The organism is Streptomyces fulvoviolaceus (assembly GCF_000718165.1).
Taxonomy (GTDB): domain Bacteria; phylum Actinomycetota; class Actinomycetes; order Streptomycetales; family Streptomycetaceae; genus Streptomyces; species Streptomyces fulvoviolaceus.
Genome location: NZ_JOEY01000013.1, coordinates 175382 through 199955, shown reverse-complemented (window position 1 = coordinate 199955; position 24574 = coordinate 175382). Strand labels below are relative to the sequence as shown.

22 protein-coding genes are annotated in these 24574 nt (G+C 71.2%); 12 read left to right on the top strand and 10 right to left on the bottom strand.

The genetic code is table 11. The annotated features are described in order from the left end of the window. Nucleotides 1-178: 178 nt before the first annotated feature. The gene (locus IG08_RS0116250; protein WP_030601931.1) at nt 179-1264 is read right to left on the bottom strand and encodes a FecCD family ABC transporter permease; all 1086 of its coding nucleotides are present in this window, start codon (nt 1262-1264) and stop codon (nt 179-181) included. Then, nucleotides 1261-2259 (bottom strand): heme/hemin ABC transporter substrate-binding protein, encoded by a 999-nt coding sequence (locus IG08_RS0116245; RefSeq protein WP_030601929.1) that lies wholly within the window; start codon nt 2257-2259, stop codon nt 1261-1263. The genes IG08_RS0116250 and IG08_RS0116245 overlap by 4 nt, the downstream gene beginning before the upstream one ends. A 141-nt stretch (nt 2260-2400) precedes the next feature. Between IG08_RS0116245 and IG08_RS0116240 the strand changes: the two genes are divergently transcribed. From IG08_RS0116240 to IG08_RS0116230, 3 genes are all read left to right on the top strand, one after another. After that, nucleotides 2401-3810: an HtaA domain-containing protein gene (locus IG08_RS0116240; RefSeq protein ID WP_030601928.1), complete on the top strand. Its 1410-nt coding sequence runs from the start codon at nt 2401-2403 to the stop codon at nt 3808-3810. A gap of 73 nt (nt 3811-3883) precedes the next feature. Further along, nucleotides 3884-5377, top strand: a complete 1494-nt coding sequence (locus IG08_RS0116235) for an HtaA domain-containing protein (protein WP_030601925.1) — start codon at nt 3884-3886, stop codon at nt 5375-5377. Nucleotides 5378-5487: 110 nt separating this feature from the next. Next, entirely contained in the window at nt 5488-6144 is a 657-nt protein-coding gene (locus IG08_RS0116230; protein ID WP_030601923.1) for a PhzF family phenazine biosynthesis protein, read from the top strand. 89 nt (nt 6145-6233) lie between these two features. On the opposite strand, the gene IG08_RS0116225 is transcribed toward IG08_RS0116230, so the two are convergent. Both IG08_RS0116225 and map read right to left on the bottom strand, forming a co-directional pair. Then, a complete protein-coding gene (locus IG08_RS0116225) occupies nt 6234-6881 on the bottom strand; it encodes a biliverdin-producing heme oxygenase (RefSeq protein WP_030601920.1) in 648 nt (215 codons plus the stop codon). 180 nt (nt 6882-7061) lie between these two features. Further along, a complete protein-coding gene (map, locus tag IG08_RS0116220) occupies nt 7062-7919 on the bottom strand; it encodes a type I methionyl aminopeptidase (RefSeq protein ID WP_030601916.1) in 858 nt (285 codons plus the stop codon). Nucleotides 7920-7977: 58 nt separating this feature from the next. Here map and IG08_RS0116215 point away from each other — a divergent pair, with 58 nt between their 5' ends. Beyond that, nucleotides 7978-8211, top strand: coding sequence for a hypothetical protein (locus IG08_RS0116215; protein WP_030601912.1), 234 nt, complete (start codon nt 7978-7980; stop codon nt 8209-8211). Here IG08_RS0116215 and IG08_RS0116210 read toward each other — a convergent pair whose 3' ends face one another. After that, on the bottom strand, nt 8212-9519 hold the full coding sequence (locus IG08_RS0116210; protein ID WP_030601910.1) for an MFS transporter: 1308 nt from the start codon (nt 9517-9519) through the stop codon (nt 8212-8214). It lies immediately after the preceding gene. Nucleotides 9520-9613: 94 nt separating this feature from the next. Beyond that, complete coding sequence (locus IG08_RS0116205) at nt 9614-10252, bottom strand: hypothetical protein (RefSeq protein WP_030601907.1); 639 nt, start codon at nt 10250-10252, stop codon at nt 9614-9616. A 208-nt stretch (nt 10253-10460) separates the two neighbouring features. Between IG08_RS0116205 and IG08_RS0116200 the strand changes: the two genes are divergently transcribed. The 3 genes from IG08_RS0116200 (at nt 10461) to IG08_RS0116190 (ending at nt 12556) form a co-directional block, all read left to right on the top strand. Next, entirely contained in the window at nt 10461-11537 is a 1077-nt protein-coding gene (locus IG08_RS0116200; RefSeq protein ID WP_030601903.1) for a sialidase family protein, read from the top strand. Nucleotides 11538-11574: 37 nt separating this feature from the next. Next, a complete protein-coding gene (gene npdG / locus IG08_RS0116195; RefSeq protein ID WP_030601900.1) occupies nt 11575-12291 on the top strand; it encodes an NADPH-dependent F420 reductase in 717 nt (238 codons plus the stop codon). Between the two features lie 85 nt (nt 12292-12376). After that, nucleotides 12377-12556: a hypothetical protein gene (locus tag IG08_RS0116190; RefSeq protein ID WP_030601897.1), complete on the top strand. Its 180-nt coding sequence runs from the start codon at nt 12377-12379 to the stop codon at nt 12554-12556. Here the strand turns inward: IG08_RS0116190 and IG08_RS0116185 are convergent. Further along, the gene (locus IG08_RS0116185; protein WP_030601895.1) at nt 12546-13346 is read right to left on the bottom strand and encodes a site-2 protease family protein; all 801 of its coding nucleotides are present in this window, start codon (nt 13344-13346) and stop codon (nt 12546-12548) included. The two genes, IG08_RS0116190 and IG08_RS0116185, sit on opposite strands and share 11 nt — an antisense overlap. 105 nt (nt 13347-13451) lie before the next feature. Between IG08_RS0116185 and IG08_RS0116180 the strand changes: the two genes are divergently transcribed. Both IG08_RS0116180 and IG08_RS0116175 read left to right on the top strand, forming a co-directional pair. Then, entirely contained in the window at nt 13452-14081 is a 630-nt protein-coding gene (locus tag IG08_RS0116180) for a DUF6578 domain-containing protein (RefSeq protein WP_030601891.1), read from the top strand. Between the two features lie 57 nt (nt 14082-14138). Further along, nucleotides 14139-17711: an AfsR/SARP family transcriptional regulator gene (locus IG08_RS0116175; protein WP_030601890.1), complete on the top strand. Its 3573-nt coding sequence runs from the start codon at nt 14139-14141 to the stop codon at nt 17709-17711. A 31-nt stretch (nt 17712-17742) separates the two neighbouring features. Here the strand turns inward: IG08_RS0116175 and IG08_RS0116170 are convergent, their stop codons facing one another. The 3 genes from IG08_RS0116170 to panB form a co-directional block, all read right to left on the bottom strand. Then, nucleotides 17743-18555, bottom strand: a complete 813-nt coding sequence (locus IG08_RS0116170; protein ID WP_030601886.1) for an ABC transporter permease — start codon at nt 18553-18555, stop codon at nt 17743-17745. Continuing rightward, nucleotides 18552-19577, bottom strand: a complete 1026-nt coding sequence (locus IG08_RS0116165; protein ID WP_030601882.1) for an ATP-binding cassette domain-containing protein — start codon at nt 19575-19577, stop codon at nt 18552-18554. Before IG08_RS0116165 ends, IG08_RS0116170 begins: the two co-directional genes overlap by 4 nt. A gap of 329 nt (nt 19578-19906) precedes the next feature. Then, nucleotides 19907-20791: a 3-methyl-2-oxobutanoate hydroxymethyltransferase gene (gene panB / locus IG08_RS0116160; protein ID WP_030601879.1), complete on the bottom strand. Its 885-nt coding sequence runs from the start codon at nt 20789-20791 to the stop codon at nt 19907-19909. Nucleotides 20792-20986: 195 nt separating this feature from the next. On the opposite strand from panB, the gene IG08_RS0116155 reads away from it, so the two are divergent. The 3 genes from IG08_RS0116155 to IG08_RS0116145 all read left to right on the top strand — a co-directional run bounded on the left by IG08_RS0116155 (nt 20987) and on the right by IG08_RS0116145 (nt 24533). Continuing rightward, on the top strand, nt 20987-22570 hold the full coding sequence (locus tag IG08_RS0116155) for an MFS transporter (RefSeq protein ID WP_052424716.1): 1584 nt from the start codon (nt 20987-20989) through the stop codon (nt 22568-22570). Between the two features lie 65 nt (nt 22571-22635). Beyond that, nucleotides 22636-23268 (top strand): TetR/AcrR family transcriptional regulator, encoded by a 633-nt coding sequence (locus IG08_RS0116150; RefSeq protein ID WP_030601874.1) that lies wholly within the window; start codon nt 22636-22638, stop codon nt 23266-23268. A gap of 296 nt (nt 23269-23564) precedes the next feature. Continuing rightward, nucleotides 23565-24533, top strand: coding sequence for an endonuclease/exonuclease/phosphatase family protein (locus IG08_RS0116145; RefSeq protein ID WP_390898645.1), 969 nt, complete (start codon nt 23565-23567; stop codon nt 24531-24533). The last annotated feature ends 41 nt before the right edge of the window (nt 24534-24574 follow it).

Below are 24574 nucleotides of genomic sequence, written 5' to 3'. Positions count from 1 at the left end.
GGCGAGGGGGTGAGGTGAGGCGAGGGGGTGAGGTGAGGTGAGGGGGCGAGGTGAGGCGAGGGGCTGAAGGGCTGAGGCGGCAGGGGCTGGGCTGGTAGCGGGGGGCGACTGCAGCCCCCTAAGGGGCGCGGGGAACTGCGCGACCAGCCCCCACCCACCCGCAGACGGCGTACAACCCCTACGCCCACCCCCCTTGCCGGCGCCGAGTCCTACGCAGCAACCAGAAGAAGAACGGGCTCCCCAGCAGGGCGGTAAGCACACCCAGCGGCAACTCCGCAGGCGCGGCAATCGTCCGAGCCGCCAGATCCGCTGCAAGCAGCACCACCGCACCCAGCAGCGCACTGCCCGGAACCAAGAAGCGATGCCCAGGACCCGCCGCCATGCGGAGCAGATGCGGCACCACGAGGCCGACGAAGCTGATGATCCCGGAGACGCTCACCGCCGCAGCGGTCAGTAGCGCGATGACGAGCACCAGCAGGATCCGCAGCCGCTCCACATCCACGCCGAGATGCCGCGCCGGCCGCTCGCCCAGCGCCAGCAGATCCAGCCGACGGGAGTACAACGGCGCGACGACGAGCCCCAGCACCGCACACGGCAACACCGCCAGCACCTTCGGCCACGTCGCCTGCGCGAGCGAGCCCAACTGCCAGAAGGTGATCTGCTGGATGGCCGCGGTGTCCGCGAAGAACAGGAACAGCCCGATCACCGCACCCGCGAAGGCGTTCACCGCGATGCCCGTGAGGATCAGCGTCACCACCTCCGTACGGCCGCCGGAGCGCGACATCACGTACACCAGCAGAACCGTGGCGAGCCCGGCCACGAAGGCGAAGACGGTGACCGTCCAGTTGCCGAAGACATTGATGCCGAGCGCGATCGCGCCCACCGCGCCGACCGCCGCGCCCGAGGAGATGCCGATGACCCCCGGCTCGGCGAGCGGATTGCCGAACACGCCCTGCATCAGCGCCCCGGCACAGCCCAGCGAGGCCCCGATGAGCAGCGCGAGGACGATCCGAGGGAAGCGGACGTTCCACAGCACCGACTCGGCGACCCGGTCCAACTCCGTTCCGCCGAACCCGACTTTGTGCTGCACGGATGCGAGCACGTCACCGACCGGGATCGGATAGGCGCCGACGCCGGCCGCGACCGGGACGAGGACAAGGAGGGCGACGACCAGTCCGACGGTCAGCAGCCAGGTGGTGGTGTGGCGTCTGCGCGGCGGGGTTTCGGGTGCGGTGTCCTGCTGGGTCTCTTCCAGTACGGTCACGCCGCATCCCCCTTGTACAGCTGCTCCACGACCGACTTCAGTACCTGGTCGGTGCGCGGCCCGTAGCTCAGCAGCGCACCGTCCTCGATCGAGACGACCCGGCGGTTCATCCCGGCCGGGGTCTGGGCGACCCCCGGGATCCTCACCAGGCCGTCGATGCCGTCCACGGACTCAAGTCCCTTGGTCATGACGAGAATCGCGTCCGGAGCCGCCTTCACGAGCGCCTCGCTGGTGATGGTCGTGAAGTCCTTCGTCAGCCCCGACTCGGCCCCGGCGTCGATGCCGCCGGCCGCCTCGATGAGCGAGGTGGCGCCGGAGCCCTTCCCGCCGATGAGGTAGACGGAGGCGGAGCCGCGGAGGTAGAGGAAGGCGACGCGGGGCTTGGGGTTCTCCTCGGGAACGTCCTTGCGCACGGCGGCTATTCGCTGCTCCGAGCGCGCGGTGAGCTCCTTGCCGGCCGTCGGCACGCCGAGTGCGTCGGCCACCTTCTGGGTGCGCGGGCCCACGTCGTCGAGTCCCTGCGCCGGGTCGACCACGACGATCGGGATGCCCGCGGCACGGATCTGGTCCATCGCCTCGTCCGGGCCGGTCGTGGTCTCGGCGAGCACCAGGTCGGGCTTGAGCGACAGCACGCTCTCGGCCGACACGTCGTGGTTGCGGGTGACGACGGGCAGCTTCGCCGCCTGCGCGAAGGTGGCGGTGATGTCCCGGGCGACGACCCGGTCCCCGAGCCCGAGCGTGAAGACGATCTCGCTGAGGCTGCCGGAGAGGGGGACGATGCGGTCGGTCGTCCTGACGGTCACTTTCCTGCCGTCGGCCGAGTTCACGGTGACGGGGAGTTTCGGCGTGGAGGTGTCCGCGAGGGGCTCGACGCGGTTGGCGGTCGTTGTCGCGGTGGACCTCTTCGCGGGAGCCGCCGCCGTCGCGCCTCCGCAGGCCGTCGTCGCCGTCAGGGCGAGCACCGCCAGCAGTGCGCCCGCCAGTCGTGTGCGCATGGGTCGCACTGTTCTGTCCGTTCCCTTCGGTCCTGGGGCCTGAGGCCTGGGTCCTGCTGCTGAATCCATCGTTCCTGCTCAGCGAAGCTTAGGTTAGCCTTACCTTCGCTCGCTACCGGCAGTCGATCCGGAGGAACACCCATGCCCGCACGCCTTCGCACCCTGGTCACCGCCGTGACCGTGGCGCTCACCGTGCTCTGCGCGGCCGTCCTGGTAGCCCTGCTCCCGGCGACCGCCGCACACGCCGCGAGCCGCACCGTGCAGGGCGGCCGGCTCGACTGGGGCATCAAGTCGTCCTTCCAGAGCTATGTCACCGGGCCCATCGCGAACGGGAGTTACTCCCTGACGGGCGGCGCCGCCACCGTCGGCGCCAGCACCTTCCGCTTCCACTCGGCGACGGGTGCGTACGACGGCGACACGGGCGCCTTCAACGCCTCCTTCTCCGGCGGGGTCCACTTCGTCGGCCACAAGACCGACGCCGGCGCCTACCAGCTCGACCTCACGATCAGCCGCCCCACCGTCCGCATCTCCGGCTCCTCCGGAACGCTCTACGTGGACGTCACCAGCAAGGCGAAGGACACCGGGGCGGTCACGACGTCCAGTCAGGTGCCTTTCGCCAACCTCTCCCTCGGCGGGATCGACATGAAGGGCGGCGGCACCGCGGTCGTCCTCAACAGCCTGCCCGCCACGCTCACCGCGCAGGGGGCGAAGTCCTTCGCCGGGTACTACACGGCGGGGACCGCGCTGGATCCGGTGAGTCTGTCGGCCGACGTGGAGGCCGCGGCGGCCACGCCGTCCGGTTCGCCCTCGCCTTCGGCTTCCAAGTCCGCGGCGAAGAAGGAGACTTCGGGCGGCTCGATCGAGGACGGTGCCGTCGACTGGGGTGTGCGTCGGACCTTCCGCGAGTACGTCACCGGGGACATCGCCAAGGGCGAGTGGGCGGTGTCGGCGGGGGCCGAGGACGGCGGTGCGCTGTTCCGCTTCGCCGACGGCTCGGGCACGTTGAAGAGCGGTGACCTGTCGGCGTCGTTCAAGGGCGCCGTCCGCTTCACCGGCTCGAACGGGCTCGATCTGAAGCTGAGTTCCGTCCGCGTCGCCGTCGAGGACGGCAAGGGCACGCTCTACGCCGATGTCGTGAGCGCCGACTTCACGGGCAAGAAGGTTCCGCTGGTCACGTTCGCGGCGAAGGCGCTGAAGGCGAAGGACGGCCTGGCGAAGGTCACCGAGGCGCCCGCGAAGCTCACCGCTTCCGGTGCGAAGGCCTTCGGCGGGATGTACCAGGCGGGCACCGAGATGGACCCGGTGTCCCTGGCCGTCGCCACCACCGACGACGCCGAACTGCCCGCTCTGCCCGACCTGGGCAGTACCCCCACGGCGAGTGCGACGCCGTCGCCGTCCCCCGATCCGTCGACGGAACCGGTCGCGAGCGCGAGCGGTGACGACGATTCCGCTTTGTCCATCGGCCTTGCGGCCGGGTCCCTGCTGCTGGTGGCAGCGGCCTTCGCGGTCTACGTCGTCCGCAGGCGCCGTACCGGTCCGGCTGAGGACTGACACCCCCACCTACCGCGTCCGCCGTGTTCTGTCTCGGCGGACTTCCCATCCATCTCAAGGAGAACCCCCGACCATGCCTGCCACTCCGCGCAGACGCCGTCCCGTCGCCCTCGCCGCCGCTGTCGCCACGGCCGCCGCGCTGGGTGCCACCGCGCTCGCCACCGTCGGTGCGAGTACCGCCTCGGCGGCCGAAGTCCCGCTCACCGGGTACGAGTTGACCTGGGGCATCAAGCAGTCGTACCGCACGTATGTGACCGGTGTCGCGGCCGGTGGCTTCACCGCGACCGACGGTGCCTCGCAGGCCGCGGACAACGGTGCGTTCACCTTCACGGAGGGCGCCGGCACCTACGACTCCACCGCCCACACCGTCGACCTCGGCTTCAAGGGCAGCCTGCAGATCGTGTCCAAGCTGCACGGCTTCGACATCACCCTGTCCGACGTGAAGTTCGACAGCGCGGCCGCCGAGGTCACCGCGGACGTCACGAAGTCCGGTACGACCACGCAGGACGTGCCGCTCGCCGACGTCACCGTGACGCAGGCGATGACGGACATGACGACCACGCTGACGAAGGAGGCGGCGGACGTCTTCGGGAGTGACAGCTACGAGGGGGCGGCAGGGGATCCGCTGACCGTGGTGAAGCCCGCGGCGTCGGCATCGCCGAGCCCGACGGCCACGGAGTCGACGTCTCCGACGCCCACCGCGACGAAGACGGACACAGCGAGCCCGACGCCGACAGCCACGCCGACGACCTCGGCGCCGGAGAGCACGAGTCCGACTCCGTCCGCGACGACCTCGGACGCGGCCGCCGCGGGGGACGTAGCCGACGGCACGCTGGGATGGGGCGTGAAGGAGTCCTTCCGTTCGTACGTCGTGGGCAGTGTGGCGAACGGTGAGATCACGGCGTCGGACGGTGCCTCGCAGGCCGCGGACAACGGGATCTTCACCTTCGTGGACGCGACGGGGGAGTACGACACCGACGCGGACACGCTGTCGGCGGCCTTCGAGGGTGCGGTGAACTTCAAGGGGCACGAGGGCGAGGGGGAGGACGGCGGTTACGGCCTCGACCTCACGCTGAGCGATGTCCGCGTGAGCCTCGACGAGGGCTCCGGCGAACTGACCGCCGACGTGACCAGCCTGGGTGCGAAGACGCAGGACGTGGTCCTGGCCGACCTGAAGGCGGCGAAGTCCGACCTGACGGCGTCGGACGACGTCATCACGGTCGACGATGTCTCCGCCACGCTGACGGCGGCGGGTGCGGAGGCCTTCGGCGGGTTCTACACCTCGGGCACCGAGCTGGACACGGTGGATCTGGCGGTGGCGCTGAGCGACGACGCGAAACTCCCGACCGACGACGAGTCGGCCTCCACGGGCGGTTCGACTTCGGGCGGCACGTCCGGGGGTACGACGGGTTCGACGACCGGCGGGGTGACGGGCGGCCTGGCCGCCACCGGCTCCGACATACCGGTCGCCGCCCTCGGCACGGCGGCCGCGGCGACTGTGGCGGCGGGCGCGGGCGTGGTGTTCGCGATGCGGAGGCGCCGTACGGCGGAGTCGTCCGGCGTTTGAGGACGAGGCCCCTTCAGGGCCGACAGCGGGGGTCTGGGGGCGGCAGCCCCCAGGGACGGGAATGGGAAGGGGCGGCGGGGGCGAAAACACCGGATGCTTCAATTCACCCCGTGACTGACTACGACGTACTGCGCGTCTTCTGCGCGCCGAACGGCGGCTACGGCAACGAACTCGGCGTCATCCGAGAGGGATCGGCAATGCCGGACCCTGTCGAGCGCCAGGACTTCGCCGCCAAGCTCGGCTTCAGCGAGACCGTGTTCGTCGACGACCCCGAGCGCGGCGTCATCGACATCTACACACCCTCCGTACGGCTGGCGTTCGCCGGCTACCCCTGCGTCGGCGCCGCCTGGCTCCTCGACGTCCCCGAACTCGTCACGCCCGCCGGCATCGTGGGCGCCCGCCTGGACGGCGAGTTCAGCTGGATCGAGGCGCGGGCGGAGTGGCCGGCGCCGCGGACGTTCCGGCAGTACGCCACCGCCGCCGAGGTGGACGACCTGACCGTGCCGCCGCCGGGGGAGTGGATCTACGCCTGGGCGTGGGAGGACGAGGCCGCCGGCCGGATCCGGGCCCGCGGCTTCCCCGGTCGGGGCGACGGCGTCGAGGAGGACGAGGCGACCGGCGCGGCGGCCCTCCAGCTGACGGCGGAACTGGGCCGCGCCCTGAACATCACCCAGGGCGCGGGTTCGCAGATCTTGACGGCTCCGCAGCCGGGAGGCTGGGTCGAGATCGGTGGCCGGGTCGTCCTGGAACGTCAGCCGGAACGCTGAGCGGAACCTGGCGAGGTCGGGCGCGGAGCGGACTGCGCGACCAGCCCCCACCGGCCCGCGGCAACCGAACCGCATGACCAGCGGAGCGCTCAGGCGCTCAGGGGAAACTCCTCACCCAGCGCCCGGAAGACCCCCGTGTTCAGCGCGAACGCCTTCTTGCACTCCGCCACGATCCGCTGCTTCTCCAGGTCGTCCGCGCGGACCGCGTCCAGCAGCTCCCGGTAACCCCGCTTGAAGGCGGCGGGGTTGGTGATCTCCTCGAAGACGTAGAAGCGGACGCCGTCGCCCTTCTTCTCGAAGCCCCAGGTCTTCTCCGCCTTGTCGCGGATGATCTGGCCGCCGGAGAGATCGCCGAGGTAGCGCGTGTAGTGGTGGGCGATGTAACCCGCCGGCCACTCCTCGGCGCACTCGCGGACGCGATCGGCGTAGGCCCGCGTCGCGGGCAGCGCGGACACTCCCGCCTGCCAGCCCGGGCCGCGCAGATGCGCCAGGTCCCGCTCCAGCGCCGTCAGCCGGAACAGCTCGGGCTGGATGAAGGGCCCGGCCACCGGATCCGACGCCAGCTTCTCGGCCCCGGCCTCCAGCGCCTCGTAGACGAACCAGAGCTGCTCGGTGTAGCGCGCGTACGCGTCGACGCCGAGCCTGCCGCCGAGCAGGTCGCTCATGAACGTCGAGGTCTCCGCCTCCACGTGCTGCTCGTGGGAGGCGGTGCGGATGAGTGTCGAGAACGAGTCCATGGGCCAGATTTTCTATGGTTAGGCTTACCTAAGTCAATGCCTTGTCGACTCCCTGTCGGCAACGTTTCCGACAGGCTGTCGGTAAAAAGCCTACCCCGCATCCCGATCAAGCACCCATGGATCAGGCATGAAAAAGGCCCGCCCTCCGAAGAGGGCGGGCCAAGGCGAGTGGGGGTGGCGCTACGGCAGCGTCAGGATCTCCGCTCCCGTCTCCGTCACCACCAGCGTGTGCTCGAACTGCGCCGTGCGCCTGCGGTCCTTCGTCACGACCGTCCAGCCGTCGTCCCACATGTCGTACTCGTGCGTCCCGAGCGTCAGCATCGGCTCGATCGTGAAGGTCATGCCGGGCTGGATGACCGTCGTCGCGTGCGGGCTGTCGTAGTGCGGGATGATCAGGCCCGAGTGGAAGGAGGAGTTGATGCCGTGGCCCGTGAAGTCGCGGACGACTCCGTAGCCGAAGCGCTTGGCGTACGACTCGATGACCCGGCCGATGATGTTGATCTGGCGGCCCGGCTTCACCGCCTTGATCGCGCGGCTGAGGGACTCGCGGGTGCGCTCCACCAGCAGGCGGCTCTCCTCGTCGACGTCGCCCACCAGGTACGTCGCGTTGTTGTCGCCGTGCACCCCGCCGATGTACGCCGTCACGTCGAGGTTGATGATGTCGCCGTCGCGCAGCACCGTGGTGTCCGGGATGCCGTGGCAGATGACCTCGTTGACGGACGTGCACAGGGACTTCGGGAAGCTGCGGTAGCCGAGCGTCGAGGGGTAGGCGCCGTGGTCGCACATGTAGTCGTGCGCCGCCTTGTCCAACTCGTCCGTGGTCACCCCGGGCGCGATGAGCTTCGCCGCCTCCGCCATCGCCCGCGCGGCGATCCGGCCCGCGACGCGCATCGCCTCGATCGTCTCGGGCGTCTGCACCTCCGGACCGGTGTACGGCGTCGGCGCGGGCTTGCCGACGTACTCGGGACGCCGGATGTTTCCGGGCACGGGACGGGTGGGGGACAGTTCCCCCGGCACGAGCAGCGACTGGCCAGACATGCCAGCGAGTCTAACCAGCGGCGATGGGGCAACATGTCGGTGGCGAGAGGAGCCGGTCATGCCCCTGTTCAAGAAGCGCACGGTCGGGAAGCCCGGCGAGTGGTACTACTGCCTGGAGCACAAGAAGGTCGAGGAGGGGCCGGAGTGCCCGGCCAAGGACCGCTTCGGGCCGTATGCCACCCGCAAGGAGGCCGAGCACGCGATGGCGACGGCCCGTGAGCGCAACCTCGAGTGGGAGAACGACCCCAAGTGGCACGACGCCCCGGCGGGGGGCGCCACCGACGACGACTGATCAGGCGCCCGCGGGTGCGGCTGCCGTTCGCTGACCGCGCAGCCGTACCGCGTGCTCGTTCGTGCGGACGTCGTACGTCATCAGCTTCGGCAGGCAGAGTGCCAGGAGTCCTACGGCTCCCGCGCACAGCAGACCGCCCGACCAGACCGAGGTCCGCACCCCCAGCCAGGCCGCGAAACCGCCCGACCGGACCTGGCCGACCGTCGGTCCCACCGAGTACGACAGCAGCTCGATCCCGGCGAGCCGGCCCCGCAGCTCGTCCGGGATCGTCTGGTTCCACATCGCCCCGCGGAAGATCCCGCTGACCATGTCGCAGCCGCCGGCCAGGGTCAGGAACAGCAGCACCAGCCATATGTTGCCGACCAGCCCGGCGCCCGCGATGGCCAGGCCCCACAGCGCGGCGGACAGCACGACCATCCGGCCGTGGCGGTGGATCCGTGAGGTCCAGCCGCTCGTCAGGCTCACCAGCAGGGAACCGGCGGGGACTGACGCGTACATCAGACCCAGCGACCACTCCGCGTCCAACTCGTCCGCCAGGAACGGCAGTACGGCCAGCGGCATCGCCAGGAACATCGCGGCCAGGTCGACCGCGTAGGTGCCGAGGAGTTCCTTGCGGCTCCACGCGTACCGGGCACCCTCGACGATCGCCTTGAGCGACGGCTTCGCCGCCTCGTGGGAGGCGGGGGAGGCGGCGATGCGGACGGTGAGGAGCACGGAGACCACGAAGGTGAGCAGGTCGGCGCCGTACGCCCAGCCGAGCCCCGCGTAGGCGACGACCACGCCTGCCAGCGCCGGGCCCGCGACCCCGCCGACCGTCCAGCGCAGGGAGTTGAGCGCGGACGCCGCCGGGAGGTGGTCGTGGGCCACGATCCGGGGCCAGAGGGAGTCGAGCGCCGGGCGCTGCACGGAGACCAGGGCGGAGGACAGGGCGGCGACGACGTACAGCGGCCAGACGGCGGGGTGGGGGAGGAGAGCGTTGAGCAGCAGCGCCGCGCTCAGCAGGCCCTGACCCGCCTCCGTCCACACGATCAGCTTCCGCTTGTCCCACGCGTCCGCGAGCGCCCCGCCGTACAGCCCGAACACCACCAACGGCACCAGCTCCACGGCCCCGATCGCCCCCACCGCCGCGGCCGACCCGGTCAGCTCCTTGAGCTGGACCGGCAGCGCCACGAAGGTGAGGAAACTCCCGAAGTTCGAGATCAGCCCCGAGAACCAGAGCCGCCGGAAGTCCCGGGACGCCCGCCACGGGGCCAGGTCGGGGAGGAGGGTGCGGAGGCCGGAGGGGGGTTCGGGGGCGTCGTCGGTCACGACCGGTCATGGTCGGGGGAAGCCCGTGCGAGGGGCAACTGCTTTTCGCGGCGCGGAGGGGTGGGGGATTGGGGGGATGGGGACGGGTGCGGACCTACCAGCGCGCGGGCGGCGGGGCCGTCAGGTGCTCGGCGAGCCCCGACAGCCGGTCCCGGAGGCGTCGCCGGCCCCGCGGAGTCGGGACGGCGTTCTCCCCGGCCGCCGCGCTCACCAGGTGCTGCACCGTGTCCAGGTCCAGGTCCGTGCCCTCCGGCACGGCGAGCGACTCATGGGCCATTGTGACGAGTTCGCCCTCGTCGGGGCCGAGGGAGAGGACCGTCGCTCCGGCGCGGCGGGCGTCGTGCACCCGTTCCAGAAGTGGAGCGCCCGGTCCGCCCTCACTCTCGAATTCGATCGAGCGGGGGGACCCCCATGGGGAGACCACGAGGAGGGTCTCGCCCCGGCGCGCCGCCGCGAGCCGGCCCAGGCCGACCGACAGATGCGCGGGGTCCGAGGGCCGGGCGTCATGCCGTACGAGAGTCGGGGCCAGTTCCGGTGTTCCGGACCACGCGGCCTCGTCCACCAGGTGGGCGGCCAGGTGCCAGGGCTCGTACTCCGTCGTGCCCACGAGCAGCAGTCCGCCGCCGTGGGAGACCACCGACCCGCGCAGGGCGCCGGCGAAGCGGCGCGTTGCCCCCAACCACTCGGTTCCGGCGAGCACTTCGCGCAGCAACGCGACCCGTACGGCATCCATGTGGCTGCATCCTGCCGTAATCGGGTGTTTGCGACCCGCAGTTCACCCCGAATTCGCTCGACTTGGGTAAGTGGTCGAGCCACTTGTCCAGCGAGTGGATGAGCCATTCGGTCAGGGAGTGGCTGATCCACTTGGCCAGGGAGTGGCTGATCCAGTTGCCCAGTTGCCCAGTTGCCCAGTTGCCCAATTGCCCAGGAGGTGTCCGCCCATGTCGACAGCCGCCACCGTCCCCTTCCACGCCGGCCGCGAGGGCTACGCGAGTTTCCGGATCCCCGCTGTCGTCGTCACCCGCGCCGGGACCCTCCTCGCCTTCTGCGAAGGGCGGGTCGGCTCCGGGCGGGACTGGGGGCACATCGACATCGTCGTGAAGCGGTCGGTGGACGGGGGAAGGACGTGGGGGCCGCTGAAGGTCGCCGCCAGCAACGGAGTTCACCTCGCCGGCAACCCCGCCCCCGTCGTCCTCGACACCGGCCGGATCCTGCTCGTCCACATCCGTTCCGCCGCCACCGCCTCCGAGGACGCCATCCTGCGCGGCGAGGTGGCGGACGCCGACGGGCGCCGGGTCTGGGTGCAGCACAGCGACGACGACGGCGTCACCTGGTCGAGCCCCCGGGAGATCACCGAGTCGGTGCGGAAGGCGGGCTGGCGCTGGTACGCCACCACCCCCGGGCATGCCGTCCAGCTGAGCACCGGCCGGGTCGTCGTCCCCGCCAACCACACCCTCCCGCCCACCGGCACGGACATCGGCAACGAGGCCAAGTACAACAGCGGCCACTGCCTGATCAGTGACGATCGGGGCGCGACCTGGTCGATCGGCTACGTCGACGAGAACACCGACGGCTACGTCAACGTCAACGAGACCGCCGCCGCCGAACTCCCCGACGGGCGCGTCTACTTCAACACCCGAAGCAGCTCCCCCTCGCCCGGCAACCGCGCCGACGCCCACTCCGAGGACGGCGGCAGGACCCTCCACACCCGCTTCCGCCCGCAGGCCGGCCTCGACGGCCCCGTCTGCCAGGGCAGCCTCCTGCAGCTCCGCGACCCCGACCTGCTCCTCTTCTCCGGCCCCGCCTTTCCCCGCGGCCGCGCCCTGATGACGATCCGCACCTCCACCGACGGCGGCCGCACCTGGCGCCCGGCCTTCACGGCCGACGGCCTGCCCGCCGCCTACTCCGACCTCGTCCGGATCGACCCCGCCACCGTCGGACTCCTCTACGAGACCGGGGACTTCGGCGCCTACGAGCGGATCGTCTTCCGGCGGGTGCCCGTGACGCGGCTCACCTGAGCGATTGCGGTGGGCGGGGCGGACGTAAAGTCGGCCCATGACCTCTACCGACAGTGCTGCACAGACCCCCGCGAAGGCCCCCGCCAAGGACCCGTGGGACCTCCCCGACGTCTCCGGGCTCGTCGTGGGTGTGCTCGGCGGGACCGGCCCGCAGGGCAAGGGGCTCGCCTACCGGCTCGCCAGGGCCGGCCAGAAGGTGATCATCGGCTCGCGGGCCGCCGACCGCGCCCAGGCCGCCGCCGACGAACTCGGGTACGGCGTCGAGGGTGCCGACAACGCCGAGACCGCGCGCCGCAGCGACATCGTGATCGTCGCCGTCCCGTGGGACGGTCACGGCAAGACGCTGGAGTCCCTGCGCGAGGAGCTCGCGGGCAAGCTCGTGGTCGACTGCGTGAACCCGCTCGGCTTCGACAAGAAGGGCGCGTACGCGCTGAAGCCGGAGGAGGGCAGCGCCGCCGAGCAGGCCGCCGTCCTGCTGCCGGACTCGCGGGTCGCCGCCGCCTTCCACCACCTGTCGGCCGTCCTTCTCCAGGACCCGCAGATCGAGGAGATCGACACCGATGTGATGGTGCTGGGCGAGGAGCGCGCCGACGTCGAGATCGTGCAGGCGCTGGCCGGCCGTATCCCCGGCATGCGCGGTGTCTTCGCCGGGCGGCTGCGCAACGCGCACCAGGTGGAGTCGCTGGTCGCCAACCTGATCTCGGTCAACCGGCGGTACAAGGCGCACGCGGGCCTGCGGGTCACCGACGTGTGAGTCGGGCAGGAGGATGGGGGACACTGGTCGGCGCAGAGCAGTACCGGTAGTGCAAGCAGTGTCCCCCGACAGGAGAACCGCCCCCATGCCCCGCCTCGCCCTCTACGCCCTCGTCGTCTGCCTCCTGGCCGTGGCCGCGGCGGTCGTCTCCTTCGTCCAGGGCAACCTGCTGGGGATCGTGTGGGTGCTGCTCGCGGGCCTCTCGTCCAACATGTGCTGGTACTACGTGAAGCGCGAGAAGGATCGGAAGTCCGTCACGGGCTGACGGAGCAGAACTCGTTCGAGCTCTGCCAGAAGCGGTAGAGGTCCTGGCCGCAGTACGTCTCGAAGTCGCTGATCCCCAGGCTGCTCAGTACCGAGTCGATGACGTCGAAGAACGCGCTGTTGATCTGCGGCACGAACAGCAGCGCGAACACGAACAGCAGGCCGAACGGCGCGAACGGCTCCACCTGGCGCTTGACGTTGTACGACAGCCAGGGCTCGATGACCCCGTAGCCGTCCAGGCCGGGCACGGGCAGGAAGTTCAGCAGCGCGGCCGTGACCTGGAGCAACGCCAGGAACGCCAGCGCGAACCGGAAGTCGGCCGGCACCCCGTCGAGCGCGTCCAGCCAGAACGGCGCCGTGCAGACGACCGCGAACAGGACGTTCGTCAGCGGGCCCGCCGCGGAGATCAGGCTGTGCCGCCAGCGGCCCCGGATCCGGCCCCGTTCGATGAAGACGGCACCGCCCGGCAGACCGATGCCCCCCATGATCACGAAGATCACCGGGAGCACGATGCTCAGTAGGGCGTGGGTGTAGGCGAGAGGATTGAGGCTCAGGTAGCCCTTCGATCCCACGGTGATGTCACCGCTGTGCAGGGCCGTGCGGGCGTGCGCGTACTCGTGCAGGCAGAGGGAGACGATCCACGCGGCCGTCACGAACAGGAACACGGCCACACCGGGCTTCTCGGCAAAGCCGGTCCAGGTGGCCCAGCCCGTCACCGCCGTGACCGCGAGGATCCCGATGAAGACGGGGCTGATACGCCGGTCGCTGCGGCGGCTGGTCGCGGTGGTCATGGGGCTCCCTGGACGGTGCGTGCGCGCGGTGGGACTGCCCGACGGTACCGGGCGTACGGGGAAAACGTCTCGCGATGGGGCGTGGGTTCCATGGAAGGTGGTCCCATGGGGCTTTGGCATGTGTTCTACGCGGACTGGCAGATGGAGTGCTGCGGTACGCCGTTCTCGGTGGGGGACGAGGTGAGCTGGCCGCTGCTGTTCAGCGACGCGGACGACGTGTTGGGCGGCGGCTGGCACGACCAGCTCACGAAGATCGCAGGGCCGGTGGACGAGGTGCGGGGCGACGAGGGGTCGGGGCGGGTGCTGCGCGAGGAGAGCGGCCTCGTCGTCGGGCTGCCCGAAGGGGTGGGGCCGGGGGACCGGATCCGTCGCGTCGGCCTTCTCACCGTCGAGACGCACGGCGGCAGGCTGCCCGAGGTCCGCGGCCGGGTGCGGTGCCTCCAGGTCGTGACCCAGGCGTACGGTGAGAACGGACCGGGCACGTGGGAGCCGGTGCCCGGGCGACGGTGGCTGCGGTCGGTGGACGAGTGCCCGAAGTGGTTCGGCGGCGGACGCGAGCGGTCCGACGCGGGCGTCGTGGCCACCCTGGAGGTCCCGGACACCGACTCGTGGCTGTCGTACGCCGTCCGCGAGGCCTGCGGGATCTCCCATGAGGGGGCCGCCCAGGGCGCGGAGACCGAGGGCCTCCCGGACGGCGCCCTCGCCGCCCTGCTGGCCACGCTGAGCAGGAGCTGATCAGCCGACACCCCTGCCCCGGGAACCCCGTGACCGGCCCCTACGCCACCAGAGACAATGGACCCCGTGCGCTATCGCATCCTCGGCACCACCCAGGTACTCCGTCCCGACGGTACGTCCGTCCCGGTCGGCGGCGCGCGGCTGCGTGCCCTGCTGACCGTTCTCGCCCTGCGCCCCGGCCGCACCGTTCCGGCGAGCGTCCTGGTGGACGAGGTGTGGGACGCGGATCCGCCCGCCGACGCGACGGGTGCGCTGCAGGCGCTGGTGGGCCGGCTGCGCCGGGCGCTCGGCGCGGACGCGGTCGCCTCGGTGGACGGCGGCTACCGGCTGACCGCCGCGCCGGACGACATCGATCTGCACCGTTTCGAGCGGCTGGCCGGCGACGGCACGCGCGCCCTGGCCGACGGCGACCCGGCCAAGGCGGCCGGCGTCCTCGACGACGCCCTTGCCCTGTGGCGCGGGCCCGCCCTCGCCGACCTCCCCGACCGCACCGCCGAGGCGGCCCGCTGGGAGACCAGGCGCCTCGACGCGCTGCGGGCCCGCCACACCGCCGCCCTCGCCCTCGGCCACGCCGAGCAGTCCCTGCCCGAACTGACCGCCCTGTGCGACAGCCACCCCCTGGACGAGTCCCTCCAGACCCTGCGCCTGCGCGCCCTGCGCGACGCGGGCCGCACGGCGGAGGCCCTGGCCGCCTACGAGGACGTACGACAGCTGCTGGCGGAGCAGCTCGGGGCGGACCCGGGGCCGGAACTGAGGGCGCTGCACGGGGAGTTGCTCCATCCGCAGACGCCGGGTGCGGCCGGACGGGGCGGCGGCGGGGCTGCGGACGGGCAGTGGCAGCGGCAGTGGGGGAGGAGCGGGGCACAGGAGGCCGCACGGCCCGGCGGCCTCGACCCGCGGCCCGGCGTCGGCGCGGGCGGGTGGCGGCAGGACTCGGACTCCCGGACCGCCGGGACGCCCGGCGCCTCCGGGGCGGGCACTGCAGTCCCCGGCACGGGCGAGTCCGCCCCGCCGCCCGGGTCGGCGAGCGATCGCGGCCCCTCAGGTGACGGGACGGGCGTCCCCGCCGACGCGGCCCTCGGATCCGCCGCCCCCACTCCCGCCGCCGACCCCCTCCCCACCCCGCCGGGCAACCTCCGCGCCCGTCTCACCTCCTTCGTCGGACGCGAGGCCGACATCGAGACCATCCGGGGCGACCTCGCCGCGGCCCGGCTCGTGACGCTGCTCGGGCCTGGTGGGGCCGGGAAGACGCGGTTGTCGCAGGAGGCCGCGGAGACCGTGCGGGACGCGGTCCGGGGCGGGGTGTGGCTGGCCGAGCTCGCGCCCGTCGACGACCCCGAGGCTGTACCGGAGGCCGTGCTGACCGCCGTCGGAGCGCGCGAGACCGTGCTGTACGGCGCCGGGGCGGAGGCGCTGCGGGCCGGGACCGAGCGGCACGACGATCCCGTCGAGCGGCTCGCCGAGCACTGCGGCAGGCGGCGGATGCTGATCGTCCTCGACAACTGCGAGCATGTCGTGGACGCGGCCGCCCGGCTCGTCGAGGAGCTGCTGGAGCGCTGCCCGGGGCTGACGGTGCTGGCCACCAGCCGTGAACCCCTGGGCGTACCGGGGGAGTTGCTGCGACCGGTGGAGCCGCTGCCCGAGCCGGTCGCCCTGCGGCTGCTCGCCGACCGCGGTGCCGCTGCCCGTCCCGGCTTCCGGGTCGAGGACGACCCCGAGGCCTGTGCCGAGATCTGCCGGCGGCTCGACGGTCTGCCGCTCGCCATCGAGCTCGCGGCCGCCCGGCTACGGATGTTGACGCCACGTCAGATCGCCGACCGGCTCGACGACCGCTTCCGGCTGCTCACCTCCGGCAGCCGTACCGTTCTGCCGCGTCAGCAGACGCTGAGAGCCGTCGTCGACTGGTCCTGGGAGCTGTTGGACGAAGGCGAACGGGACGTGCTGCCACGCCTGTCCGTCTTCGCCGGCGGCTGTGACCTCGCCGCCGCCGAGGCCGTGTGCGGGCCGGCCGTCCTGGACGCGCTCGGCTCGCTGGTCGACAAGTCCCTTGTGGTGGCGGCCCCTTCGGGCGACGGCGCGATGCGCTACCGGCTCCTCGAAACCGTCGCCGAGTACGCGGGCGAGCGGCTCGACGAGGCGGGGCGGCGTACGGAGACCGAGCGCGCGCATCTGACGTACTACCGCGAACTCGCCCGCGCCACCGACCCGTTGCTGCGCGGCCCCGGCCAGCTCGCCGCCATCGAACTGCTGGAGCGCGAGTACGAGAACCTCCGCACCGCCCTGCGCCGGGCCGTCGCCGAGCGTGACGAGCAGGAAGGGCTGTGTCTGATCCTGTCGCTGGCCCGGTACTGGCAGATGCGTGACCTGCGCATCGAGTCCCGCAACTGGTCCCGCGAGGTCATGGCCCTCGGCCCTGACCCCTTCGCTGAGCCCGTCCGCCGCGCCGAACCGGTGTGGGAACGCTGCACGGACGGCCCGCCCCCGTGGACCGGCGAGCTCCTCGAAGAGGCCCGGCGCGACCTCCACCTCGTCCATCTCGCCTCCATGGACACCGAGTTGGACGCCTGGCAGACCCCGCAGGCGCAGGCGAAACTGCGCGCCATCACCGAGACCTATGAGCCCGGCATGCCGCAGACCTGCCGCAGCCCCGGCTACCTGTGGTTCTTCGCCGTCATGCTCACCGGGAACATGGAGCGGCTGCGCACCGTCATCGACGCCACCGTGGACACCTGCCGCAGCACGCCCGGCTACGAGTGGGAGCTCGCCGCCTCCCTCCAGATGCGCGCCAACATCCTCGCCAACCGCAGCGACTGGGCGGGCGACGCCACCCGCGACGCCGAGGAGTCGCTGGAGATCTACGAGCGCCTCGAGGACCTGTGGGGCACCGCCGACGCCCTCGCCGCACGCGCCGAGGCCGACGAACGCAAGGGCGAGTGGGAGGCGGCCGTCGCCGACTACGAGGCGGCGATCGAGCGGGCCGAACGGCTCGGCGCCCGTGCCCAGGTGGCGGTGCTGAGCGCCCGTCTGGGCAGCGCCCTGCTGGAGACCGGAGAGGCGGAGCGCGGCGAACTCCTGCTGCGCGGGGTGATCGACCGGCAGGACGGTGGGGGCAGCAACGAGGCGATGCCCGCCGCCCGGATGTTCCTCGCCGCCCGGCTCGGTCTGACCGGCCGCATCCTCGAGGCGCGCGAGCAACTCCGGCTGCTGCGCGAGCAGTTCGCCATCTCCCACTTCGTCATCTTCGACGCCTTCATCCTCGGCTCGGAGGCCTGGCTGGAGGCGGTCGACGGCCGCCACGAGGAGTGCCTGGACAAGGCCCGCCGGGCACTGGAGAAGGCCCAGGACCCGCTGTCCCAGGCCATCGCCCCCCACATGCGCACCATGTACCTGCACATCGCCGCGGTCGCCCTCGCCGCCCTCGACGGCGGCAGCCGCGCCCGCGACGGCGCCCGGTGCGTCGGCGCCGGGGACGCGCAGCTGCCGCCCGGCCATGTCGCGACGACCGTCGAGCGCGAGATGTACACCAGGGCCAAGCGGGCCCTGCGCGCGGTACTCGGCGACGAGGCGTACGAGGCCGCGTACACGGAAGGCGGCGGCCTCTCCGTGGAGGAGGCCGCCGCCCTGGTCTGACGCGGACCGACGTGTCGTAGGCCGGCCGGGGTCAGTTCTTGGTGCGGAACTTGTGGATGGCGACCGGCGCCATCACCGCCGTGATCGCCGCCGACCAGCCGAGGGTCAGCCACAGGTCGTGTGCCACCGGGCCGCCCACCATCAGGCCGCGGGCCGAGTCCGCGAGCGCGGAGAGCGGGTTGTAGTCGGTGAACGCCTGCAACCAGCCCGGCATCGACTGGGTCGGCGCGAAGATCGACGAGCCGAACTGCAGCGGCATCAGCACCAGGAAGCCCATCGCCTGCACGGACTGCGCGCTCTTCATGATCACGCCGAGCGTGAGGAACACCCACATCAGCGCCGAGCCGAACACCGCGGACAGCCCCACGGAGGCAAGCAGACCGGCCCAGTTGGTGATGTCGAAGCCCACGAGGACACCGACGATCATCAGGATCACGGTCGCGAACAGCATCCGCAGCACCTCGACCGCGATCTTCGCGAACAGCACCGAGCCGCGGCCGATCGGCAGGGACCGGAAGCGGTCCATGACACCGGAGTTGAAGTCCGTGTTGAAGCCGGTGCCGACGCCCTGAGCCATGTTCATGCCCATCATGGCCATCAGGCCCGGCACGACGTACTGCACGTACGCCTCCTGTCCGCCGCCGAGCGACTGCCCGATGGAGCCGCCGAAGACGTACACGAACAGCAGGGTGAAGATGACCGGAAAGAGGATGGCGTCGAACATCGACTCCGGGTCCTGCCGGATCCACAGCAGGTTGCGGCGGACGAGGGCACCGGTGTGGCGCAGATGACCGCGCAGCGGGATGCGGGCGTCGGCGGTGACGGTGGCAGTGGCGGCGCTCATACGGCGACCTCCTCGCGGGTGTCGGCGGGCGTGGCGTCCTGCGGGGCACTGGCACGGTGGCCGGTGAGCGACAGGAACACCTCGTCCAGGCTGGGCAGTTCGGTGGTGATGGAGGAGAGCGTGATGCCGCGCGCGGTGACCGCGTTGACCACGGCGGTCAGCTGTTCGTCGCTGAGGATCGGCACGAGTACGTCGCCCCGGGCGGCGTCCACCGTCGTGGTGGCGAGCCCGGTGATGCCCAGCTCGTCGAGCGCGGCGGCGAGCGGCCGCAGCTGCATGGGGTCGGCCGGGCGGACCCGCAGGGCGCGGCCGCCGACCTTCGCCTTCAGCTCCTCGATGGCGCCGTTCGCGATGACCTGGCCGCGGTCCACGACGGTCAGCTCGGAGGCGAGCTGCTCGGCCTCCTCCATGTACTGCGTGGTGAGCAGGACGGTGACCCCCTCCCCGACCATCCGCTTGACCTCGTCCCACACCTCGTTGCGGGTGCGGGGGTCCAGGCCGGTGGTGGGCTCGTCCAGGAAGAGGACAGCGGGGTGCCCGATCATCGACGCGGCGAGGTCGAGCCGGCGCCGCATACCGCCGGAGTACGTGCTCGCCGGGCGCTTGGCCGCGTCGGTGAGCGAGAACCGCTCCAGCAGTTCGTCGGCCCTTGCGCGGGCGTCCTTGCGGGGCAGGTCGAGCAGCCGCCCGATCATGTAGAGGTTCTCCCAGCCGGGGAGCTTCTCGTCGACGGAGGCGTACTGCCCGGTGAGCCCGATGACCCGCCTGAGCTGCCGCGGCTGCCGTACGACGTCGTAGCCGGCGACGGTCGCCTGCCCGGCGTCGGGGACGAGGAGGGTGGACAGTATCCGTACGAGGGTGGTCTTGCCGGCCCCGTTCGGCCCGAGCACACCCATCACGGTGCCCTCACGCACGTCCAGGTCGACGCCGTCCAGCGCCTTGGTCTCGCCGTAGTGCTTGACCAGCCCCCGCACGGATACGGCGATGCTCCCGCCGTTGGGGTTGTTGTCGATTCGCGTCATGCCGATGACGGTGTCAGGGGCCACCGACAAACCACCGACAGCCCGCCGACACCCACCGACAGACCCCCGACATGCGTTCCTCGCCCCCGCCGCCCCTACCCGTCCCATCCCCAGGGGGCTCTGCCCCCTGGACCCCCGCTCCTCAAACGCCGGAGGGGCTGAATTTTTAGCCTGTCCGGCGTTTGAGGACGAGGCCGTTCAGGCCGAAGCGGGGGTCTGGGGGCGGCAGCCCCCAGGATGGGACGGGTAGGGGCGGCGGGGGCGAGAAAAAATGGCAGCAGCCCGCCGACGGGGGAAGATCGGCGGGCCGCCTTGGTGCCACTGTGGCTCTAGTGGACGGAGTGCTCCTCGAGCGGGAACGTCCCGCCGACGACATCCTCCGCGAACGCCTTCGCCGCGCTCCCCATCACCTCACGCAGATTCGCGTACTGCTTCACGAACTTGGGGACCCGCCCGCCGGTAAGACCGAGCATGTCGGTCCATACCAGCACCTGCGCATCCGTCTCCGCTCCGGCGCCGATGCCGACCGTCGGGATGTGGAGGACACGCGTCACCTCCGCCGCCAGCTCCGCCGGAACCAGCTCCAGCACCACCGCGAACGCCCCCGCGTCCTGCACGGCCTTCGCGTCCCGCAGCAGCTGCTGGGCGGCTTCCTCGCCCCGCCCCTGCACGCGATAGCCCATCGCGTTGACGGACTGCGGGGTCAGCCCGATGTGCGCCATGACCGGGATCCCGGACTCCACCAGCAGCCGGATCTGATCGTGCGAACGCTCGCCGCCCTCCAGCTTCACCGCCCCGACCCCGGCCTCCTTCACCAGCCGGGTCGCCGAGCGCAGCGCCTGCACCGGCCCCTCCTGGTAGGACCCGAAGGGCAGGTCGGCGACGATCAGGGCGCGGGACGTGCCACGCACCACGGCCGCCGACAGCATCGTCATCTCGTCGAGGGTGACGGGCACGGTGGTCTCGTACCCGAGGTGGCAGTTGCCCGCCGAGTCGCCGACGAGCATCACGGGGATCCCGGACTCGTCGAAGACGGACGCGGTCATCGAGTCGTAGGCCGTGAGCATGGGCCACTTCTCGCCCCGCTCCTTGGCGAGGGCGATGTCGCGGACGGTGATACGGCGTGTGCCCTTGCCTCCGTACAGCGCCTTGCTGCCGTCGGAGGTGGTGTTCTGACCGTGCTGACCGGTCTGGGCAGCCGAAAGCTGCGTCATTGCAACGGCTCCTTCAGTCATCTCGAGGCACCCTTACGGCGTCCCCGGATCACCTCCATGGTGGCACCTCGTGCCAGAGAGGGCTAGGGGAGCCCCCTGTGATCGACACGGCACGGAGGAGCGGCACGTAAGAGGCGGGTAAAAGATTTACGATACGAGACGGTGCCGTATCGAAATAGGCTTAGGCTCGACCGTATGACTACCGCAGTCCCTGAATCCCGCATACCGGAGGCGGTGCACCGGCGCCGCTGGGCGATCCTCGGCGTACTGATGCTGAGCCTGCTGATCGTGGTGCTCGACAACTCGATCCTGAACGTCGCGATCAAGACGATCTCGACCCCCGCCCCGACGGGCCTGGGCGCCACCCAGAGCGAGCTGGAATGGGCGATCAACGCCTACACCCTGGTCTTCGCGGGCCTCCTGTTCACCGCCGGCCTGCTCGGCGACCGGCTCGGCCGCAAGCGGGTCCTGCTCGGCGGCCTCGTCGTGTTCGGCATCGGCTCCGCGCTGGCCGCCTCCTCGGGCTCGCCCGGCGAGCTGATCACCTTCCGCGCGGTGATGGGCCTCGGCGCCGCCTTCGTGATGCCGGCCACCCTCGCCGTCCTCATGAACGTCTTCGAGCGCGAGGAGCAGCCCAAGGCCATCGGCATCTGGGCGGGCGGCGTCGGCCTCGCCATCGCCATCGGGCCCATCACCGGCGGCGTCCTGCTCGACCACTTCTGGTGGGGCTCTGTCTTCCTCATCAACGTGCCGATCGTGCTGATCGCCCTCGCGCTGATGCTGTGGCTGGTGCCCGACTCCCGTGACCCGAACCCGGGCCGGATCGACCCCGTCGGCGTCGTACTGTCCGTCGTCGGCCTCGTCCTGCTCGTCTACGGCATCATCAAGGGCGGCCAGCTCGCCGACTTCACCGACCCGCAGGTCCTCGCGACCATCGGCGCCGGTCTCGCCGTACTCGTCGCGTTCGTGGTGTTCGAGAAGCGCAGCGACCATCCGTCCGTCGACGTCACGTACTTCAAGAGCAAGGTCTTCTCGGCCGCGATCGCCGCCATCGCGCTGGTCTTCTTCGCGCTGATGGGCGTGACCTTCTTCTCGGTCTTCTACACCCAGAGCGTGCGCGGCTACTCGCCACTGCAGACCGGCCTGTTGATGCTGCCGCTGGCCGCCGCCCAGATGATCTTCGCGCCGCGGGCCCGGCTGCTCGTCGACCGCTTCGGGAACCGGGCCACGACCACCGCGGGCATGCTGCTCATCGCCGCGATGCTGGCCGCGTTCGCCGGGTTCGAGGCGGACACGCCGATCTGGGTCCTGGAGGTCGTCTTCTTCCTCATGGGCACCGGCATGGCGCACATCATGACGCCGGTCAGCGTCGTCATCATGCAGGCCCTGCCGCGTGAGAAGGCCGGTTCCGCCTCCGCCCTCAGCAACACCTTCCGCCAGGTCGGCGGGGCGCTCGGCATCGCCGTACTGGGATCGGTGCTGTCCGCGGCGTACCGCACCGGCATCGAGGACAAGCTCGGCCTGCTGCCCGTGGGCCTCAGGCACACCGCGGGCGAGTCCATCGAGGCGACCCTCGGCGTCGCCGCGAAGCTGGGCCCCGAAGGCAGGGCGCTCATCGGCCCGGCCAACGACGCCTTCCTGCACGCGATGCACGTCACCGCGCTGTGCGGAGCGGGTGTCGCGGTGATCGGGGCGGTCGTCGTCGCGCTGTTCCTGCCGGGGAAGGTGTCGGCCCCTCAGCAGGGCAAGGAGGAGCAGGAGTTGGTGGCGGCCGAGTAGCCGCCGTACCCGGGGGAGAATCACCTCAGGCCACAAGCCTCAGGCCACGGAAGGGACGGAACGACGTGAACAGCCTCGCCGACAGCGAGCCCCGGCAGGAGGGCCCCGCGCGGGGCCGCCCCCGCAGCGAGGCCGTGGAGCGCGCCATCGTCGAGGGGGTGGTGAAGCTCCTGGAGGAGGGCGTGCCGCTCGCCGAGTTGTCCATCGAGCGCATCGCCCGCACCGCCGGCGTCGGCAAGGCCACCATCTACCGCCGCTGGAACGGCAAGGAGGCGCTCTTCGTCGACGTCGTGCGCCAGGCCGAGCCGCCGGACCCCGAACTCCCCGGCACGTCCATGCGCGACGACCTCGTGGCACTCCTCGAACAGCTGCGCAGGCGCGGCCTGGTGACCCGTTCCTCCGCGCTCCTGCACAACGTCTTCGCCCAGATGAAGAGCAGCCCGAAGGTCTGGGCGGCGTACCACACGACCGTCATCGCGCCGCGGCGCCGGCTCCAGATCGACATCCTGCGCCGCGGCCAGGAGAACGGCGAACTGCGCACGGACATCGACATCGAGCTGCTGAACGACATGTTCGTCGGCCCCATGCTCTTCCGTACCGTCATGAACCCGGACGCCGACCTGCCCGAGGGCCTGTCGGAGCAGCTCGTCGACGCGGTCCTCGCAGGCCTACGACCCGTCAGCTCGCCTTCGCCCTAGCGCGACTGTGCGTACGTCCGGCTCGACTGTGCGTGTTTCGTCACAGAGGGCGCTTTCTCCGGCCGCGCCCGGAACCCGCCGCGCCGACTTGTACGTCATCGCCCCCGTACGGTCGTCATGGGACGACGAGATCGGGGCCGATCATCCCCTAGGGTCGTAGGACGGGTCCTCGGACACGGGTGAACGGTGTGCACGGCAGGTAGTGAGGCGACGGTATGGCGCAGCAGGCGTACATGACGGAGACGGACAACGGAGGCTCGGGGCCCGAGCGCCGGGGAGCCCGGTTCCGGCGCCTGATGAACCGCCTCGTCGCCGGGTGGAGAGGCGACCCGCGGATCTGGCGGCGCGGCATCTTCCTCGCCGCGGTCGCCGTGATCCTCGCGCTGGTGATGCTGCTGCACGCGCGGATCCCGAACCGGATCGGCAACCTCGGCAGCCTCACGGAGACCTTCCTGCCCTGGCTGGGCCTCCTCGTCCCGGTGCTGCTCGTGCTGGCGCTGGTGCGCAGGTCCGCGACCGCGTTGATCGCGGTGCTGCTCCCGGCGATCGTGTGGCTGAACCTCTTCGGCGGCCTCATCTCCGACAAGGCCTCCAGCGGCGGCGACCTCACGGTGGCCACGCACAACGTCAACGCCGACAACGCCGACCCCTCCGGCACCGCCAAGGACGTGGCCGCCTCCGGCGCGGACGTGGTGGCCCTGGAGGAGCTCACCGCCTCGGCGGTTCCCGTGTACGAGAAGGCGCTGGCGTCGACGTACAAGTACCACTCGGTCGAGGGCACGGTCGGGCTGTGGAGCAAGTACCCCATGACCGGCGTCAAGTCCGTCGACATCAAGCTGGGCTGGACCCGGGCCATGCGCGCCACGGTGACCACCCCGGCCGGGCAGGTCGCGGTGTACGTCGCCCACCTGCCGTCCGTGCGGGTGAAGCTGGAGGCCGGGTTCACCGCCCGCCAGCGCGACAAGAGCGCCAACGCGCTCGGTGAGGCCATCGCCGACGAGAAGCTCCCCAGGAAGATCCTGCTCGGCGACCTGAACGGCACCATGAACGACCGCGCGCTCAACGCCGTCACCGCCCAGATGCGCTCCACCCAGGGCGCGGCGGGCAGCGGCTTCGGCTTCAGCTGGCCGGCCTCGTTCCCGATGGCGCGGATCGACCAGATCATGGTCCAGGGCATCGAGCCGGTGAGCTCCTGGACGCTGCCCGAGACCGGGAGCGACCATCTGCCGGTGGCTGCCCGTGTGAACCTCGCCACCTCGTCGTAACCCCTGGGAATCCTGGGGCTGGGAGTCTTTGTTCCGTAACT